Annotated in this window: 16 protein-coding genes and 1 tRNA gene; 13 read left to right on the top strand and 4 right to left on the bottom strand. The window is 71.5% G+C overall.

Going from position 1 to position 18125, the window contains the following annotated elements:
* Positions 1-90: 90 nt before the first annotated feature.
* The 7 genes from desA to glmS all read left to right on the top strand — a co-directional run bounded on the left by desA (position 91) and on the right by glmS (position 8325).
* Complete coding sequence (gene desA, locus KUM03_RS33720) at positions 91-1533, top strand: lysine decarboxylase DesA (protein WP_217254375.1); 1443 nt, start codon at positions 91-93, stop codon at positions 1531-1533.
* Positions 1517-2797: a lysine N(6)-hydroxylase/L-ornithine N(5)-oxygenase family protein gene (locus KUM03_RS33725; RefSeq protein WP_217254376.1), complete on the top strand. Its 1281-nt coding sequence runs from the start codon at positions 1517-1519 to the stop codon at positions 2795-2797. Before desA ends, KUM03_RS33725 begins: the two co-directional genes overlap by 17 nt.
* On the top strand, positions 2794-3351 hold the full coding sequence (locus tag KUM03_RS33730) for a GNAT family N-acetyltransferase (protein ID WP_217254377.1): 558 nt from the start codon (positions 2794-2796) through the stop codon (positions 3349-3351). The genes KUM03_RS33725 and KUM03_RS33730 overlap by 4 nt, the downstream gene beginning before the upstream one ends.
* Positions 3348-5120 carry an IucA/IucC family siderophore biosynthesis protein gene (locus tag KUM03_RS33735; protein WP_217254378.1) on the top strand — a complete coding sequence of 591 codons (1773 nt, stop codon included), beginning with the start codon at positions 3348-3350 and terminating at the stop codon, positions 5118-5120. Before KUM03_RS33730 ends, KUM03_RS33735 begins: the two co-directional genes overlap by 4 nt.
* A 96-nt stretch (positions 5121-5216) precedes the next feature.
* Complete coding sequence (locus KUM03_RS33740; RefSeq protein ID WP_217254379.1) at positions 5217-6098, top strand: DUF4429 domain-containing protein; 882 nt, start codon at positions 5217-5219, stop codon at positions 6096-6098.
* Between the two features lie 76 nt (positions 6099-6174).
* Positions 6175-6432, top strand: a complete 258-nt coding sequence (locus tag KUM03_RS33745) for a hypothetical protein (protein ID WP_073723312.1) — start codon at positions 6175-6177, stop codon at positions 6430-6432.
* Positions 6433-6507: 75 nt separating this feature from the next.
* Positions 6508-8325, top strand: a complete 1818-nt coding sequence (gene glmS / locus KUM03_RS33750; protein ID WP_217254380.1) for a glutamine--fructose-6-phosphate transaminase (isomerizing) — start codon at positions 6508-6510, stop codon at positions 8323-8325.
* Between the two features lie 75 nt (positions 8326-8400).
* Here the strand turns inward: glmS and KUM03_RS33755 are convergent, their stop codons facing one another.
* A complete protein-coding gene (locus tag KUM03_RS33755; RefSeq protein ID WP_073723318.1) occupies positions 8401-8928 on the bottom strand; it encodes a universal stress protein in 528 nt (175 codons plus the stop codon).
* Positions 8929-9240: 312 nt separating this feature from the next.
* Here KUM03_RS33755 and KUM03_RS33760 point away from each other — a divergent pair, with 312 nt between their 5' ends.
* From KUM03_RS33760 to KUM03_RS33775, 4 genes are all read left to right on the top strand, one after another.
* Positions 9241-9600 (top strand): hypothetical protein, encoded by a 360-nt coding sequence (locus KUM03_RS33760; protein WP_217254381.1) that lies wholly within the window; start codon positions 9241-9243, stop codon positions 9598-9600.
* Between the two features lie 387 nt (positions 9601-9987).
* Positions 9988-11175 (top strand): helix-turn-helix domain-containing protein, encoded by a 1188-nt coding sequence (locus tag KUM03_RS33765; RefSeq protein ID WP_217254382.1) that lies wholly within the window; start codon positions 9988-9990, stop codon positions 11173-11175.
* Positions 11176-11417: 242 nt separating this feature from the next.
* Entirely contained in the window at positions 11418-12020 is a 603-nt protein-coding gene (gene orn, locus KUM03_RS33770) for an oligoribonuclease (RefSeq protein WP_217254383.1), read from the top strand.
* A 107-nt stretch (positions 12021-12127) separates the two neighbouring features.
* Positions 12128-12200, top strand: a tRNA-His gene (locus tag KUM03_RS33775).
* Positions 12201-12284: 84 nt separating this feature from the next.
* On the opposite strand, the gene KUM03_RS33780 is transcribed toward KUM03_RS33775, so the two are convergent.
* The 3 genes from KUM03_RS33780 to KUM03_RS33790 all read right to left on the bottom strand — a co-directional run bounded on the left by KUM03_RS33780 (position 12285) and on the right by KUM03_RS33790 (position 15229).
* The gene (locus KUM03_RS33780) at positions 12285-13319 is read right to left on the bottom strand and encodes an iron chelate uptake ABC transporter family permease subunit (protein WP_217254384.1); all 1035 of its coding nucleotides are present in this window, start codon (positions 13317-13319) and stop codon (positions 12285-12287) included.
* On the bottom strand, positions 13316-14365 hold the full coding sequence (locus KUM03_RS33785; protein WP_217254385.1) for an iron chelate uptake ABC transporter family permease subunit: 1050 nt from the start codon (positions 14363-14365) through the stop codon (positions 13316-13318). Before KUM03_RS33785 ends, KUM03_RS33780 begins: the two co-directional genes overlap by 4 nt.
* 117 nt (positions 14366-14482) lie before the next feature.
* Entirely contained in the window at positions 14483-15229 is a 747-nt protein-coding gene (locus KUM03_RS33790; protein ID WP_217254386.1) for an AraC family transcriptional regulator, read from the bottom strand.
* A gap of 140 nt (positions 15230-15369) precedes the next feature.
* Here KUM03_RS33790 and KUM03_RS33795 point away from each other — a divergent pair, with 140 nt between their 5' ends.
* Positions 15370-16356 carry an ABC transporter substrate-binding protein gene (locus tag KUM03_RS33795; protein ID WP_217254387.1) on the top strand — a complete coding sequence of 329 codons (987 nt, stop codon included), beginning with the start codon at positions 15370-15372 and terminating at the stop codon, positions 16354-16356.
* Positions 16356-18113, top strand: a complete 1758-nt coding sequence (locus tag KUM03_RS33800) for a siderophore-interacting protein (protein ID WP_217254388.1) — start codon at positions 16356-16358, stop codon at positions 18111-18113. The genes KUM03_RS33795 and KUM03_RS33800 overlap by 1 nt, the downstream gene beginning before the upstream one ends.
* Positions 18114-18125 lie beyond the last annotated feature (12 nt).

The following is an 18125-nucleotide window of genomic DNA, read 5'->3' on the forward strand; positions in this document are numbered from 1 at the left end:
GATCATAATTAGGTTAGGCTAACCTAAGTCGAAGCCAGGGCTCCGCCCTCTCCCGTCCCTCTCGGACCGTCCCCACCGGAGGACCCCCACATGCGCTCGCACCTGCTCAACGACACCACCGCGGAGCAGTACCGCCGCCTGGTGACCGATGGAGTCGAGCGGGTGGCCGCCAAACTCGCCGCCACCGACCGTCCGTTCACCGGCGTCACGGTCGACGCCCTCTCCCCCCTCGTCGACAAGATCGACCTCGACCAGCCGCTGCACGACACGGCCGCGGTCCTCGACGAACTGGAGGACGTCTACCTCCGCGACGCCGTCTACTTCCACCACCCCCGCTACCTCGCCCACCTCAACTGCCCGGTCGTCATCCCGGCCGTGCTCGGCGAGGCGGTCCTCTCCGCCGTCAACTCCTCCCTGGACACCTGGGACCAGTCGGCCGGCGGCACCCTCATCGAGCGCAAGCTCATCGACTGGACCACCGCCCGCATCGGCCTCGGCCCGGCGGCCGACGGCGTGTTCACCTCCGGCGGCACCCAGTCCAACCTCCAGGCGCTGCTGCTGGCCCGCGAGGAAGCCAAAGCCGAGTCCCTCGCCGACCTCCGCATCTTCGCCTCCGAGGTCAGCCACTTCAGCGTCAAGAAGTCCGCGAAACTGCTCGGCCTCGACCCCGACGCCGTCGTGTCGATCCCCGTCGACCACGACAAGCGGATGCAGACCGTCGCCCTCGCCCGCGAACTGGAGCGCTGCACGAAGGACGGCCTGGTCCCCATGGCCGTCGTCGCCACCGGCGGCACCACCGACTTCGGCTCCATCGACCCGCTCCCGGAGATCGCCGGACTGTGCGAGCAGTACGGCGTGTGGATGCACGTGGACGCGGCCTACGGCTGCGGGCTGCTCGCCTCCCTGAAGTACCGGGACCGCATCGACGGCATCGAGCGGGCCGACTCGGTCACCGTGGACTACCACAAGTCCTTCTTCCAGCCGGTGAGTTCCTCCGCCGTGCTGGTCCGGGACGCGGCCACACTGCGCCACGCCACCTACCACGCGGAGTACCTCAACCCGCGCCGCATGGTGCAGGAGCGCATCCCCAACCAGGTGGACAAGTCCCTCCAGACCACCCGCCGGTTCGACGCGCTGAAGCTGTGGATGACGCTGCGCGTGATGGGCGCGGACGGCATCGGCGAGCTCTTCGACGAGGTGTGCGACCTGGCCGCCGAGGGCTGGAAACTGCTCGCCGCCGACCCGCGCTTCGACGTCGTCGTCCAGCCGTCGCTGTCCACCCTCGTCTTCCGCTACATACCGGCGGCCGTCACCGACCCCGCCGAGATCGACCGCGCCAACCTGTACGCCCGCAAGGCCCTGTTCGCCTCCGGCGACGCCGTGGTCGCGGGCACCAAGGTCGCCGGTCGCCACTACCTGAAGTTCACCCTGCTCAACCCCGAGACGACCACGGCCGACATCGCCGCCGTCCTCGACCTGATCGCCGGCCACGCCGAGCAGTACCTGGGAGAGTCCCTTGACCGCGCTTCCTGAAGCCAGTGCCCCGTACGACTTCGTGGGGATCGGCCTCGGCCCCTTCAACCTCGGCCTCGCCTGCCTCACCGAGCCCATCGCCGAGCTGAACGGCGTCTTCCTGGAGTCCAAGCCGGACTTCGAGTGGCACGCCGGCATGTTCCTGGACGGCGCCCACCTCCAGACCCCGTTCATGTCGGACCTGGTCACGCTCGCCGACCCGACGTCCCCGTACTCCTTCCTCAACTACCTGAAGGAGAAGGGCCGGCTCTACTCGTTCTACATACGCGAGAACTTCTACCCGCTGCGCGTCGAGTACGACGACTACTGCCGCTGGGCCGCGAACAAACTGAGCAGCGTCCGCTTCTCCACCACCGTCACCGAGGTGACGTACGACGAGACGGAGGAGCTGTACGCCGTCGCCACCACCTCCGGCGACACCTACCGCGCCCGCCGCCTCGTCCTCGGCACCGGCACCCCGCCGCACGTCCCGGACGCCTGCCGGGGCCTGGCCGGCGACTTCATCCACAACTCCCGCTACGTGCAGCACCGGGCGGAGCTGGTGAAGAAGAAGTCGATCACGCTGGTCGGCAGCGGCCAGTCCGCCGCCGAGATCTACCTCGACCTGCTGGGCGAGATCGACGTCCACGGCTACCAGCTGAACTGGGTGACCCGCTCCCCCCGCTTCTTCCCCCTCGAATACACCAAGCTCACGCTGGAGATGACCTCCCCGGAGTACGTGGACTACTACCACGCGCTCCCCGAGGACACCCGCTACCGCCTGACCGCCGAGCAGAAGGGCCTGTTCAAGGGCATCGACGGCGACCTGATCAACGAGATCTTCGACCTGCTCTACCAGAAGAAGCTCGGCGGCCCGGTCCCCACCCGCCTGCTCACCAACTCGGCGCTCACCGACGCCCGGTACGCGGACGGCACGTACACCCTGGGCTTCCGGCAGGAGGAGCAGGGCAGCGACTTCGAGATCGACACCGAGGGCCTGATCCTGGCCACCGGCTACCGGTACACCGAGCCGGAGTTCCTCAAGCCCGTCCGCGACCGGCTGTGCTACGACTCCCGGGGCAACCTGGACGTCGCCCGCAACTACGCCGTCGACGTCACGGGCGGCGGTGTGTTCCTGCAGAACGCGGGTGTCCACACGCACAGCATCACCAGTCCCGATCTGGGCATGGGTGCCTATCGCAACAGCTACATCGTCCGAGAGCTGCTCGGCACCGAGTACTACCCGGTCGAGAAGTCGATCGCGTTCCAGGAGTTCAGCGCATGAGCACCACCACCCCCACGGCCGCCGGCATCGGCGCCCTCGCCCTCCGTCCCCTCGACCCCCTGAAGGACGCGGTACTGCTGCACAGCTGGGTCACGCACCCGAAGTCCGCGTTCTGGATGATGCAGGACGCGAAGCTGGTCGACGTCGAGCGCGCCTACATGGAGATAGCCGCCGACGAGCACCACCACGCCTACCTGGGCCTGCACGACGGCGTCCCCGCCTTCCTGATGGAGAAATACGACCCGGCCCACCGCGAGCTGACCGGCCTGTACGAGCCGGAGCCGGGCGACGTCGGCATGCACTTCCTGGTCGCCCCCACCGACCGCCCGCTGCACGGCTTCACCCGCGCCGTGATCACCGCCGTGATGGCCGAGCTGTTCGCCGACCCGGCGACCGCCCGCGTCGTCGTCGAGCCGGACGTCGGCAACAAGGCCGTCCACGCCCTGAACGCAGCCGTCGGATTCGTGCCCGAGCGCGAGATCCAGAAGCCGGAGAAGAAGGCGTTGCTGAGCTTCTGCACCCGCGAGCAGTTCGAGAAGGCGGTGTCCGCATGAGCCTCGCCGACACCGTCGCCCACCTGTCCCCGGAGCGCTGGGAGCAGGCCAACCGCCTGCTGGTCCGCAAGGCGCTGGCCGAGTTCACGCACGAACGGCTGATCACGCCCGAGCGGTCCACGGGTGACGCGTACGTCGTCCGCTCCGACGACGGCAAGACCGAGTACCGCTTCACCGCCACCGTCCGCGCCCTGGACCACTGGCAGGTGGACGCCGGCTCGATCACCCGCCACCGCGACGGCACGGACCTCCCCCTCGCCGCCCTGGACTTCTTCATCGAGCTGAAGGAGTCGCTGGGCCTGAGCGACGAGATCCTGCCGGTCTACCTGGAGGAGATCTCCTCCACCCTCTCCGGCACCTGCTACAAGCTCACCAAGCCGAAGCTCACCTCGGCCGAGCTGGCCCGCGGCGACTTCCAGGCCGTCGAGACCGGCATGACCGAGGGCCACCCCTGCTTCGTCGCCAACAACGGGCGGCTCGGTTTCGGCATCCACGAGTACCTGTCGTACGCCCCGGAGACCGCGAGCCCCGTCCGGCTGGTGTGGCTGGCCGCGCACCGCTCGCGGGCGGCGTTCACGGCCGGTGTCGGCGTCGAGTACGAGTCCTTCGTGCGCGACGAGCTGGGCCAGGCGACCGTCGACCGGTTCCACGGCGTCCTGCGCGAGCGCGGCCTGGACCCGGCCGACTACCTCTTCATCCCGGTCCACCCCTGGCAGTGGTGGAACAAGCTCACCGTCACCTTCGCCGCCGAGGTCGCCCGCGGGCACCTGGTCTGCCTCGGCGAGGGCGACGACGAGTACCTGGCCCAGCAGTCGATCCGCACCTTCTTCAACACCAGCCACCCCGAGAAGCACTATGTGAAGACGGCCCTGTCCGTCATCAACATGGGCTTCATGCGCGGCCTGTCGGCGGCGTACATGGAGGCGACGCCGGCCATCAACGACTGGCTGGCGCAGCTCATCGAGAGCGACCCGGTGCTGAAGTCCACGGGGCTCAGCATCATCCGGGAGCGGGCGGCCGTCGGCTACCGGCACCTGGAGTACGAGCAGGCCACCGACCGCTACTCGCCGTACCGCAAGATGCTGGCGGCGCTGTGGCGTCAGAGCCCCGTCCCGTCCCTCCAGGACGGCGAGACGCTCGCCACGATGGCCTCCCTCGTCCACGTCGACCACGAGGGCGCGTCCTTCGCGGGCGCGCTGATCGAGCGGTCCGGGCTCGCGCCCACCGAGTGGCTGCGGCACTACCTGCGGGCCTACTTCGTCCCGCTGCTGCACAGCTTCTACGCCTACGACCTGGTCTACATGCCGCACGGCGAGAACGTGATCCTGGTCCTGGAGGACGGGGTGGTGCGGCGCGCGATCTACAAGGACATCGCCGAGGAGATCGCGGTGATGGATCCGGACGCGGTACTGCCGCCGGACGTCTCCCGCATCGCCGTCGAGGTCCCCGAGGACAAGAAGCTCCTGTCGATCTTCACGGACGTCTTCGACTGCTTCTTCCGCTTCCTCGCCGCGAACCTGGCGGAGGAGGGCATCGTCGAGGAGGACGACTTCTGGCGGACGGTCGCGGAGGTCACCCGCGAGTACCAGGAGTCGGTGCCGGAACTGGCCGAGAAGTTCGACCGGTACGACATGTTCGCGCCCGAGTTCGCGCTGTCCTGCCTCAACCGGCTCCAGCTGCGCAACAACAAGCAGATGGTGGACCTCGCCGACCCGTCCGGCGCGCTCCAGCTCATCGGCAGCCTGAAGAACCCCATCGCGGGCCTGTAGGCCAAGGCCCCCCACGGACGGGCGGGCACCCCGGAGACGGTCCTCCGGGGTGCCCGTCGTGCGTCGGGTGCCGGGCGTCGGTGGAACAATCCCCGCATGGCGGAAATCATCCAGAAGGACGGAACGTGGGTCTTCGACGGCGACACCCTGCGGCTGACCCCCGGACGGGACAAGAACGTCAGCCTGCTCCGCAGGGAACTGGGTGAACTGCTCGTCCCCCTGGTGGCGTTGGCGGGCATATCGTTCGAGCAGGGCAAGAAGTCGGGGCGGCTGCGGCTGCGGCTGCGGGACGGCGCCGACCCCCTCCTCCAGGCGTCCGGCGGCCGGCTGACCGAGCCGCACGATCCCTACCAGCTGACCGTGGAGCCCGACCGGTACGGCGTCGCCGAGTACGTCGTGGACGAGGTGCGCAACGCCCTGCTGCTGGACCAGGTCCCGTCCGGCCCGGTGGACGCGTACCTGCTGCCGGGGCCGTCCGTCCCGCTGTCGGTGTCCGCCGGGGACGGCGTCGCGAGCTTCGACGGCGAGCGGGTGCGCCTGGAGTGGAAGTGGCAGGCGGAGGACGCCAAGTCGGCCGCCGGTCCGCGCACCCTGCCGCTGGCCGACATCGTGGCGGTGGAGTGGCAGCCGACGGTCGGCCTGGAGAACGGTCACCTCCGCTTCACCGTGCGGGCGGCGCCGAGCAAGGTGCCGCCGAAGTACGACCCGAACGCGGTGGAGCTGTGGGGTTTCAAGCGGGACCCACTGATGGCCCTGGTGGCGGCGGCCGTGCAGGCCAGGCTCCCGCATCCGTCCGCGCCGGCCGCCGTGGAGGACGCCCGGCCGGCCGAGCAGGCACCCGCACCGGCGCCCGCCGCCGAGGACGACCACGACGCGCTGCTGCGGCGACTGCGCGAGCTGGGCGAACTGCACCGCTCGGGGGTGCTGACCGACGAGGAGTTCGCCCTGGCGAAGCAGGCGGTGCTGAAGCGAATGTAGCCCCGACCCACGACAGCTTGCCCGATATCGGGCAGGATTGTTGCGCAACCGCTTCCCGTACCCCAGGATCTACCGGGTGCACGACGAACTCGTTGATCATCTGACGCGGTCCACCCCCCTCAACCGGGGCGAGGCGCTGCGCGTGATCCAGGACGTGCTCGCCTACTTCGACGAGACGACCGAGGAATTCGTCCGTCGCCGCCACCGCGAGCTCCAGGCCCAGGGCCAGGTGAACGCGACGATCTTCGAGCGGATCGAGGCGGAACTGAAGTACCGCGCGGTGGCTCCGCCGGAGCTGTCGCTCCGTCAGCTGCGCCGCATCGTCTACGGCTGAGAAGCCGTCGTCCACGGCTGGGAAGCCATCGTCCACGGCTGGGAAGCCGGAGAGAGACACGAGGTCTACGTATACATGTGCGGAATCGTCGGATACATCGGCAAGCGTGACGTCGCGCCCCTGCTCCTGGAGGGCCTCCAGCGCCTGGAGTACCGCGGCTACGACTCGGCGGGCATCGTCGTCACGTCCCCGAAGGCGGCCGGCCTGAAGATGGTCAAGGCCAAGGGCCGGGTCCGCGACCTGGAGGCCAAGGTCCCGGCGCGCTTCAAGGGCACCACCGGCATCGCCCACACCCGCTGGGCCACCCACGGCGCCCCCTCCGACGTGAACGCCCACCCGCACATGTCGGCCGACAACAAGGTCGCCGTCGTGCACAACGGCATCATCGACAACGCCGCCGACCTGCGCCGCAAGCTGGAGGCGGACGGCGTCGAGTTCCTCTCCGAGACCGACACCGAGGTCCTGGTCCACCTCATCGCCCGGTCCGAGGCGGAGAAGCTGGAGGACAAGGTCCGCGAGACGCTCCGGGTGATCGAGGGCACGTACGGCATCGCCGTGATGCACGCCGACTTCCCCGAGCGCATCGTCGTCGCCCGCAACGGCTCGCCGGTCGTCCTCGGCATCGGCGAGAAGGAGATGTTCGTCGCCTCGGACATCGCCGCGCTGGTCACCCACACCCGCCAGATAGTCACGCTCGACGACGGCGAGATGGCCACCCTCAAGGCCGACGACTTCCGCACGTACACCACCGAGGGCACCCGGACCACGTCCGAGCCCACCACCGTGGAGTGGGAGGCCGCCTCGTACGACATGGGCGGCCACGACACGTACATGCACAAGGAGATCCACGAGCAGGCCGAGGCCGTGGACCGCGTGCTGCGCGGCCGGATCGACGACCGCTTCTCCACCGTGCACCTCGGCGGCCTCAACCTGGACGCCCGCGACGCGCGTGCCGTGCGCCGCGTGAAGATCCTCGGCTGCGGCACCTCGTACCACGCGGGCCAGATCGGCGCCCAGATGATCGAGGAGCTGGCCCGCATCCCCGCGGACGCCGAGCCCGCCTCCGAGTTCCGCTACCGCAACGCGGTCGTCGACCCCGACACCCTGTACATCGCCGTCTCCCAGTCCGGTGAGACGTACGACGTGCTGGCCGCCGTGCAGGAGCTGAAGCGCAAGGGCGCCCGCGTCCTCGGCATCGTCAACGTGGTCGGTTCGGCGATCGCCCGCGAGGCCGACGGCGGCATGTACGTGCACGCCGGGCCTGAGGTCTGCGTCGTCTCCACCAAGTGCTTCACCAACACCTGTGTCGCCTTCGCGCTGCTCGCCCTGCACCTGGGCCGCACCCGCGACCTCTCCGTGCGCGACGGCAAGCGGATCATCGAGGGCCTGCGCAGGCTGCCCGCGCAGATCGCCGAGATGCTGGAGCAGGAGGAGGACATCAAGAAGCTGGCCGCGCAGTACGCGGAGGCCCGCTCGATGCTCTTCATCGGCCGTGTCCGCGGCTACCCGGTCGCCCGCGAGGCCTCCCTGAAGCTCAAGGAGGTCTCCTACATCCACGCCGAGGCCTACCCGGCCTCCGAGCTCAAGCACGGCCCGCTCGCCCTGATCGAGCCGGCCCTGCCGACGGTCGCGATCGTGCCGGACGACGACCTGCTGGAGAAGAACCGCGCGGCCATGGAGGAGATCAAGGCCCGCAGCGGCCAGATCCTCGCCGTGGCCCACCAGGAGCAGGAGAAGGCCGACCACACGATCGTCGTCCCGAAGAACGAGGACGAGCTGGACCCGATCCTGATGGGCATCCCCCTCCAGCTCCTCGCCTACCACACGGCCCTGACCCTGGGCAGGGACATCGACAAGCCCCGCAACCTCGCGAAGTCGGTGACGGTGGAGTAGCAGGGCCTTCGGCGGACGGACGAAACGGCCCCCGGCGCGTCACCCGACGCGCCGGGGGCCGTCCCGCGTCCGGAGTCAGGGGATGACGACGACGGGCCGCTGCGCCCGTTTGGCGAGCCGGCCGGCGACGGAGCCGAAGAGGCGGCCCACCAGTCCGTGACTGGAACCGACGACGATGGCGTCCGCCTCGTACTCCCGGCCCACCTCTTCGAGTTCGTGGCAGATGTCGCCGCCGCGCTCGACCAGGATCCAGGGCACCTCGGTGAGGTAGTCCGCGCACGCCAGCTCCAGACCCAGCACCTCGGTGCGGTGGTCCGGCACGTCCACGAAGACGGGGGGTTCGCAGCCGGCCCACACGGTGGTCGGCAGGCGGTTGGCGACGTGCACGATGACCAGGCCCGAGCCGAGCCGGCGTGCCATGCCGATCGCGTACGCGAGGGCGCGCTCGCTGGAGGTGGAGCCGTCGAAGCCGACGACGACACCGTGCTTGAAGGCTGGGTCGCACGACTGGCGTGGCTCTTCGGCCGCCAGGGGCTCGGCCGCCGTAGGTTCGGCGACGGGCCGCTTGCGGTCCGCGGGTTCGAAGAATTCGTGACCGGCCATGGCTGTCTCGGCGTTTTTATCCTCTATGGGGGACAACAGTGGGCGGCGGAGCTGTGTCCGGTGTGTGTCCGGGAATGGTCTTCCCAACCCCATACCCCCAAGGGTACGGCGGCACGCCTCCTTCGCCCAGATCCCGCGCAGGGTCCGCCGCGGGGTTCACCGGAGCATGCACGAGGGGGCGCCCGTAACGCAATGGTTGCTGCGCTGTACAGGCGGTTTGCACGGGATTCAACTGTCCGTGACCGGTCGTGACCGACGCGCCGTCCGCGCGTTGATCTTCTTGCCGCCAGCCCGAGGGAGCACGGAGCACCGATGCCCGGACCGCACCAGCACGCCCAGCCGCCGTCCGGTGCGTCCGGGGCGTCCGGGGCCGGTCCGGCCGCGCCGGCCCGCGACGGCGTCACCGATCTCGTCCGCTGGGCGGCCTTCAGCGTCGTCCTGGTCCCCGTCGTCCTCCTCTACTACGGCACCTCGCTCGCCGGGACCGCCGGAACGGCCCTGGGCCTGGCCGCCGTCACCGGCGTCTGCCGCCTGCTGCTGCGCCGCTCCGAGCGCGTCGCGGGCCGTGCGCACGGCGCGCAGCACGCGGCGCCGGCCGGGCCGCGGCACCGGGCCGGCTCGCCACTTCACAGGGGCGGACGGCACACTGGGGAAAACACACCGGTCGACTGACCGGTTTCCGCGCACGCGCCCGCATCTTTTCGGCCAACTTCTTCGGGTGGCTCATCCCTGGCCCCCACCACCCCCAAACCCCCGTTCCACCTGCACGGAAAGGGTCTGGCGGGCCCCGCGCACCCTACGGGGATTGGCCACTGCGACGAGGCGCACTTCCCTGGGGCGCCCCGGAGTGCAACGCTTCGTGATCGACTGCTTCACGCCAAGTTGCCATGTCGACAATGTCCCAAGTGCCGAACCGGCCACCTCGGTGCGACGGGACACAGTAGATTCGATCTTGACTGTCTACGGCGGGGGACTCGTGCAGGACCGAGGGGAAACGTGTTGGAGCGACAGACCCGAAAGGATCAGGGCGCCGCGACCACCGAGGGGGGCTTAGCAGTTATGAGCCACGACACCGCTGCCGCGCCGGAAACCGCGGCCCGGAAGCTCTCCGGGCGACGCCGCAAGGAGATCGTCGCGGTGCTGCTGTTCAGTGGCGGCCCCATCTTCGAGAGTTCCATACCGCTGTCGGTGTTCGGGATCGACCGCCAGGACGCCGGTGTGCCGCGCTACCGCCTGCTGGTGTGTGCCGGCGAGGACGGCCCGCTGCGGACCACGGGAGGCCTGGAACTCACCGCGCCGCAGGGCCTGGAAGCGATCTCACGCGCGGGCACGGTCGTCGTGCCCGCCTGGCGGTCGATCACCTCGCCGCCACCGGAGGACGCGCTCGACGCCCTGCGTCGGGCGCACGAGGAGGGCGCCCGCATAGTCGGGCTGTGCACCGGCGCCTTCGTACTCGCGGCGGCGGGCCTGCTCGACGGCCGCCCCGCGACCACGCACTGGATGTACGCGCCGACCCTGGCCAAGCGCTATCCGTCGGTGCACGTCGATCCGCGCGAACTGTTCGTGGACGACGGCGACGTGCTGACGTCGGCGGGCACCGCGGCCGGCATCGACCTGTGCCTGCACATCGTGCGCACGGACCACGGCAACGAGGCGGCCGGCGCGCTGGCCCGCCGCCTGGTGGTCCCGCCGCGCCGCTCGGGCGGCCAGGAGCGCTACCTCGACAGGTCTTTACCGGAGGAGATCGGCGCCGACCCGCTCGCCGAGGTCGTCGCCTGGGCGCTGGAGCACCTGCACGAGCAGTTCGACGTGGAGACGCTGGCGGCCCGCGCGTACATGAGCCGCCGCACCTTCGACCGCCGGTTCCGCTCGCTGACGGGCAGCGCCCCGCTCCAGTGGCTGATCACCCAGCGGGTCCTCCAGGCGCAGCGCCTCCTGGAGACGTCCGACTACTCGGTGGACGAGGTCGCGGGCCGCTGCGGCTTCCGGTCTCCGGTCGCGCTGCGCGGCCACTTCCGCCGCCAGCTGGGTTCGTCGCCGGCCGCCTACCGGGCCGCGTACCGGGCCCGCCGTCCCCAGGGCGACCGCGCCGTGGACCCGGAGCCGTCCGGTGGCCCACGGACCGGCGCACCGCCGGAGCCGGCCCCGCTGTCGGCGGAGAACGCGGTCCCGTTCCAGTCCCGCCGCACGCCAGCACCGATGCCGGCCGCGGCGGCGAGCCTGCCGGGACAGCGCAGCGCACCGTGAACCCGTGAACGCCGGGCGGGCGCATCCAGCCCGTCCGGCGGCCTCTCGAACACCGGCCGGGCATCGTCCAGCCCGTCCGGCGGCTCCCCCGCTCACAGGCCGGGCAGACCCACTCAGCCCGTCCGGCGTTTGAGGACGAGGCCCGTTCAGGGCCGAAGCAGGGGCCTGGGGGCGGCAGCCCCCAGCGAGGCCCGCACCGACGCCGGGGACCGGAAAACAGGCGCCCCCCGTAAAGTGGCCGCATGAACGATCGCATGGTGTGGATCGACTGCGAGATGACCGGCCTCTCGCTGTCCGACGACGCGCTCATCGAGGTTGCCGCCCTCGTCACCGACTCCGAGCTGAACGTCCTCGGCGAGGGCGTCGACATCGTCGTCCGTCCGCCGGAGCGGGCCCTGGAGACGATGCCGGAGGTGGTGCGTCAGATGCACACCGCGTCCGGCCTGCTCGCCGAGCTCGACGGCGGCACGACGCTCGCCGACGCCGAGGCGCAGGTCCTGGCGTACGTACGCGAGCACGTGAAGGAGCCCGGCAAGGCCCCGCTGTGCGGCAACTCCGTCGGCACCGACCGCGGCTTCCTGCTGCGGGACATGCCCACGCTGGAGGACTACCTCCACTACCGCATCGTCGACGTGTCCTCCGTCAAGGAGCTGGCCCGCCGCTGGTACCCGCGGGCATACTTCAACAGCCCCGAGAAGAACGGCAACCACCGCGCGCTCGCCGACATCCGCGAGTCCATCGCCGAACTGCGCTACTACCGGGAGGCCGTCTTCGTACCGCAGCCGGGCCCCGACAGCGACACCGCGAAGAAGATCGCCGCCAAGCACGTCCTGCCCGCCGGGTAGGACGCGCGGCGCCGGAAAAGGCGTGCGCGAGCACCCCTTCGGACCCTGTACACTTTTTCTCAGCCGGTCGGGAAAACCCGCCTCGCGGGATTCCAGTACCGGCCTTGGTGGGTGTAGCTCAGTTGGTAGAGCACCTGGTTGTGGTCCAGGTGGCCGCGGGTTCAAGTCCCGTCACTCACCCTGACATGTCAGCCGGTGATCCTCGCAAGAGGGTCACCGGCTGTCGGCGTTCCGGGCCCGCCCGCCGACGCCCGGCCGGGGGTTCTAGGACCCCCGGCGGCTCTCCCGCACCAGCAGCACCAGCAGATACGCCCCGCCCACGCACACGGTGACCGCGCCGGTCGGCAGCAGCACGCCCGGGATCGCGTGCTGGGCCGCGAGGTCGGCGCCGAGCAGCAGCAGCGCGCCGACCAGTGCCGAGCCGGCGAGGTCGACGGAGGTGCCGTGGCCGGTGAGGCGGCGCGCGATCTGCGGGGCCGCCAGGGCGACGAAGGCGATCGGACCGCACGCGGCGGTCACCGCGGCCGTCGCCACCACACCGAGGACGACCAGCAGGAGCTTCGTACGCTCCACCGCCACACCGAGCATCGCCGCCGTGTCGTCGCCGAGTTCGAGCCGCCGCATCCTGCGCTGCGCCACCGGCGCCGCCACCGCGACCCCCGCCAGCACCACGGCTGCCGTCGCGACGGCCGGCCAGTCGACGGCGCCCAGCGAACCGGCGCCCCACACGGCGGCCCGCAGCGCGGTGTCCACGTCGGCCTTCACCGAGAACCAGGTGTTCACCGAGGAGAGCAGCGCACCGACCGCGATGCCCACGATGATCAGCCGGAAGCCCTGCACCCCCCGCCGGAATGCCAGCATGTACACGCCGAAAGCGGTGATGAGCCCGCCGACCAGCGCGCCCCCGGCGAGCGCCGAGTAGCCGGTCGCGCCCGCCAGGAGGGTGAGGACGACACCGGTGTACGAGCCGGTCGTGAAGCCGATCACGTCGGGGCTGCCCAGCGGGTTGCGGGTGAGGGACTGGAAGATCGCGCCGCCCACGGCGAGGGCGGCCCCGAACAGCACGGCGGCGACGATGCGCGGGGCCCGCCACTCCAGCACCACCGTGCGGACGCTGTTCCCGGCGGTGCCCGTCAGTACGGCGCTCAGGTCACCGAGGCTCAGCGGGTAGCTGCCCAGGGTGAAGGCCCACGCGGCCAGCGCGATCAGCGCGGCCCACAGCAGGGCGCACACGACGACCGCGCGGCGGGTCAGGCGCAGGCTCAGCGGCCCCGCCCTGAGGACGAGCACCCCGCTCACAGCGCCCTCGCCCGTCGCCCGCGGGCCAGCCAGATCAGCACCGGCGCGCCGATGAGCGGCAACACGACGCCGACCGGCAACTCGGCCGGGATCACGATCAGCCGGCCCAGGACGTCCGCGACCAGCACGATCGCCGGTGCCAGGACGGCGCAGTAGGCGAGGATCCAGCGCCAGTCCGGTCCGGTGAGCCACCGCACGGCGTGCGGCACCATGAGGCCGACGAACATCAAGGGGCCGGCCGCGGCCGTCGCCGCGCCGCACAGCACCGTCACCGCGATCACGACACCGGCCCGGGTCGCCCCGACCCGCAGGCCGACGGCCCGCGCGGCGTCGTCGCCGAGCGCGATCGCGTTGAGCGGGCGTGCGCAGCAGACGGCGGCCAGCAGCCCGGCCAGGACGAAGGGCGCGATCGCCGCGGCGGTGCCCGCCGGACGGTCGGTGACGGTGCCCGCTCCCCAGAACCTCATGCGGTCGAAGGTCTCCGTGTCGATCAGCGCGAGGGTCTGGGAGATACCGGACAGCACCGCCGTGAACGCCACCCCGACGAGAGTCAGACGCAGCGGCGACGAACCGCCCCGGCCGCCGCTCGCGGCGAGGAAGACCACCACCGAACCGGCGATCGCCCCGGCGAACGCGAAGGGCAGGTACTGCTCGATGCGCGTCACGCCGAAGAGGGCCACGCCCAGGGTGACGGCGAAGCCCGCCCCGGCGTTGACGCCGAGGACCCCGGGGTCGGCGAGCGGATTGCGGGTGAGCGCCTGGATGAGCGCTCCCGCGACCCCCAGGCAGACACCGACGAGGAGCCCCAGCACGGTGCGGTCGACGCGGGCGTCGCCGACCGTGGCGTGCGAGGCCGAGCCGTCGGGCGCGGTGAGCGCCTGCCACACCACGTCCGGCGGCAGCATCGCCGAGCCGACCGCGACGCTCAGCACCACCGCCGCGAGGAGCACGCAGGCGGCGGCGCCGAGACCGAGGAGCCGGCGCGTCGCCGGACGCGCCGGCCGCACCGGCGGGGGCGCGGCCCGCGTCGCAAGCGCCTGTCCCATCTCGCCTCTTCCCGTTCGACTTGCCTGATCCGCCCGCCCACCCGGACGGCCCGGAGCGCCGTGAGTGGTCGGTGACTCGTACTGTCCGGACCGACGTCTCGTGCCGTCCGGCCCGCCTCAGCGCCCGCCGAGCGCGCCCACCGCGTCCGCCGTGAGCGCACCCACCGGTATCCCGGACTCACGGCTGAGCGCGCGCAGCAGTCCGGTCCGGGTGGCGTAGCCGGCCGCCCGGGCCGCCGCCGTCAGTTCGCCGCCGCCGAGGATGTGCTCGACGGCGGCGTTCATCCTGGCCCGGTTCCGCCACCGTGTGAAGGGCAGTCCGGTCTCGTCGAGGACGACCCGCTGCACCTGACGAGGGCTCATCCGGTGCCGTGCGGCGAGGTCCTCCAGGGTCGCCGACGGGGTGCGCAATGCCTCGCGGGCGAGCGCGCGGACCACCGGGTGGGTGGGGAGCACCACCGGGAAGTACTGCCGGGAGATGCCCCGCAGCACCCGGCCGAGCGCCCGCCGGAACGGCTCGACCTCGGCCGTCGTGCCCGGTGCCGCGCCGAGCGCGGTGGTCATCACCTCGGTGATCGCGGGCACCACCCCGAGCGGCTGGACGCGGCGTCGGGGCAGGTCATCCGGGGTGAGGGTGGGTCCGAGCGCCATCCCGCCGGGCTCGATGCGCAGCGCGTGCGGCACGCGCGGCGCGAGCCACAGGGCCTCCTGCCGCCCGAGCCGCCACTCCTCGCCGTCGGCGAGCAGACACGCGGAGCCGGTCACGACGTAGACGAGGTGCGGCTCGTCGTGGTGGTGCGTGTCGTGACCGAGAAAACGGATGGCGTTCTCGGCGACCACGGTGCCGAGGGATGTCACCGGCAAGCGTGCCTCCCGTACCTGCGATGTGTCGCGTCCGTCACCAGTGGTGTCGCACTCGGATCGACGCCCCGGAACCAGCGAGGTTAGCCTCACCTTACCCAACGGTCTCGAACAGTCGAGCCTGCCCAGTCACGTGAGGTCCCATGCTTGCTCCTGCCCGCCTGCTCGCCGTCGCGCTCGTCGCCGCGCTGGCCCTCACCGGCTGCGCGGCCTCCGACTCGACGGGCGACGGGGACAAGGCGTCCGCCGCGAAGACCCGTACCGTCCAGACCGACTACGGCGAGGTGAAGGTGCCCACCGAGCCGAAGCGGGTGGTCGTGCTGAACCACGCGCTCGCCGGATACCTCTACGACCTCGACGTGCCGGTGACCGCGACGATCCCCGAGGACGCCGACGGCAAGGGCGAGTTCTCCCCGTACTGGGCGAAGGAGGCGAAGGAGGACGGGACCGAGTTCCTGCCGTGGAGCGTCGACGGCTTCGACCTGGAGGCCATCCTGAAGCTGGAGCCCGACCTCATCGTCGGCGGCGGCATCGGCTTCCCGCTCTTCCAGGCGGAGAAGGTGTACGACGACCTCTCCGACATCGCGCCGACGGTGCTGGTCGGCAAGAAGCTCGGCGACTGGCGCAGCCAGTTCTCCTTCCTCGCCGGCGACGTGTTCGGCAAGAAGGACGTCTACGACGAGCACGTGGCCACCTACGACAAGCGGATCGCCGAGGTGAAGGAGGCGATCACTCCCCCGCCCGGCCCGGTGTCCTTCCTGGCCTTCACCGGCGACGGCACCGCGTACGGGCTGGTGGAGAGCGTGGGCCTGCCGGTGGAGTTCAAGAAGGTCGGCATCGAGCCGGCACCGGTCTTCGCCGAGGGCGGATTCAAGGTGTACGGCGGGGGCGGCGACATGTTCGAGCTGTCGACGGAGAAGGCCGGCCAGACCATCACCCAGCCGTCGGTCTTCGTGATGGGCTTCAACGCCGACACCACCGACGTCGCCACGCTGAAGAAGAACCCCGTCTACGGGGCACTGCCCGCCTTCAAGTCGAACCACGCCTACGACCTGCCGTACTGGGTGCTGCGCGGCGACTACGACGAGTCGATGGCCCTGCTGGACATCATCGAGGAGCAGTTCGCCTGATGCCCGCCCAACGCGCGTACACCACACACCCCCTCGTCCTGCGCCGGGTCACCGTGCGCCGCGTGACCGACGTGACGCCCCGGATGCGGCGCGTCGTCCTGGGCGGCGAGCAACTGGCTCCGTTCACCCGCGACGGGTACGACCACCCCGCCTTCCTGGCCCCCGGGTTCGACGACCACATCAAGGTGATCCTCGCCTCCGACGGTGACATCGGCGCGGCACTCCCCGCCCAGTTGCCGCACGGCATCGAGTGGACACCGGCCGAGAACCGGCTGACCCGCGACTACACGCCCCGGCGGGTGGACGCCGAGGCGGGCGAGCTGGACCTGGACTTCGTGGTGCACGGCGACGGACCGGCGACCTCCTGGGCGGCGTCGGCGCGGGAGGGCGACGAGCTGTGGTTCGTCGGCCCCAAGTCGTCGCTGCGGCTGCCGGAGCGACTGGACTGGATCTGGCTCATCGGCGACGAGACCGCGCTGCCCGCGATCGGCCGCTTCCTCGACGAACGCCCGGTCGACGCCCCGGCCCACGTCCTGGTCACCGTCTCCGACGACTCGGCCCGCCAGGAACTGGCGGTGCGCGAGGGCGACACGCTCACCTGGGTGGTCGCCCCGCCCGGTGACGCGGCGGCGCTGGAGGCCGCGGTGCGACAACTGCCGGCGCCCGACGGCGAGGGGTACGCCTGGGCGGCGGCGGAGAGCCGGGCGCTGCTGCCCGTACGCCGGTACCTGCGGCGCGAACGGAAGCTGCCCAAGGAGCGGATGGACATCACGGGTTACTGGCACCGCGAGGAGCCCACCGCACCGGCCCCGGCGGATGAGGGGCCCGCACCGGAGCACGGGCGGATTCCGTCGCCGGTGCCCTGGCTGGTCGCGCGGGCCGCGCTGCAGCTCGGTCTGGTCGACGCGATCGCCGACGCGCCGGGCCTCCCCCTCGGCGCGCTCGCGGCGCGGACGGGCGTGCCCGAGCCGGGGATCGGCGTACTGCTGCCCCTGCTCACCGCGCACGGTGTGGTCGTCGGCGACACGGACGGCCTGCGGCTCGGCGCGGCGGGCGAGGAACTGCTCGACGACCACGAGCGCGAGGAGTACGACGGCCAGGAGGCGGAGCTGCTGCTCGCGCTCGCCGAACTCGCCCCCGCGCTGCGGGACGGCACCTCGCCCTGGCAGCGGGCCTCGGGCCGCACGCTCCACGCCACGGTGACCCGCGACGCGGAACGCTACGGCGAACTGGTCGAGGGGTGCGAGCAGTTGGTGTTCCTGCTGAACGGCCTGACCGCCGATCCCCTGTGGGAGGGCGTGGGGACCTGCCTGCTCACCGGGCCCGGCAGCGCGTCCGTCGCCGCCGCCCTCGACGACGCCGGGCACCGGCCCCGGCTGCGGGTCGCGGAGGACGACGTACCTGCCGCCGTACTGCGCGCCTCGGTCCCGTCACCGGAGCGGATCGACTGGACGGCGGGACCCGCCGACGTCGCGGTCGCGGCCAAGGCCCTCGCCCATCGCACCGACGACGAGGCGGCAGAGCTCCTGGCGCGCCTCGCCGGCTGGGCCCCGAGGGTGGTCCTCGTCGAGTCGTCCCGCCCCGACAACCTGAGCCCGCACGCGGCCGAGGCGGCCCTGCACGCCTACGCCGCGACCGGCAGCCCCCTGCGCGACTCCGCCGCCCTCGCGGCCCTCGCCGCACGGGCGGGCTGGCACGTCGAACGGGTCGTCGCCCTGGGCTGGGGCGCGGAGGCGACGGTGCTGCGCCGCCCCTGACGACGACGGGCC

It is taken from the genome of Streptomyces sp. AC602_WCS936, assembly GCF_019049125.1.
Lineage (GTDB): Bacteria > Actinomycetota > Actinomycetes > Streptomycetales > Streptomycetaceae > Streptomyces.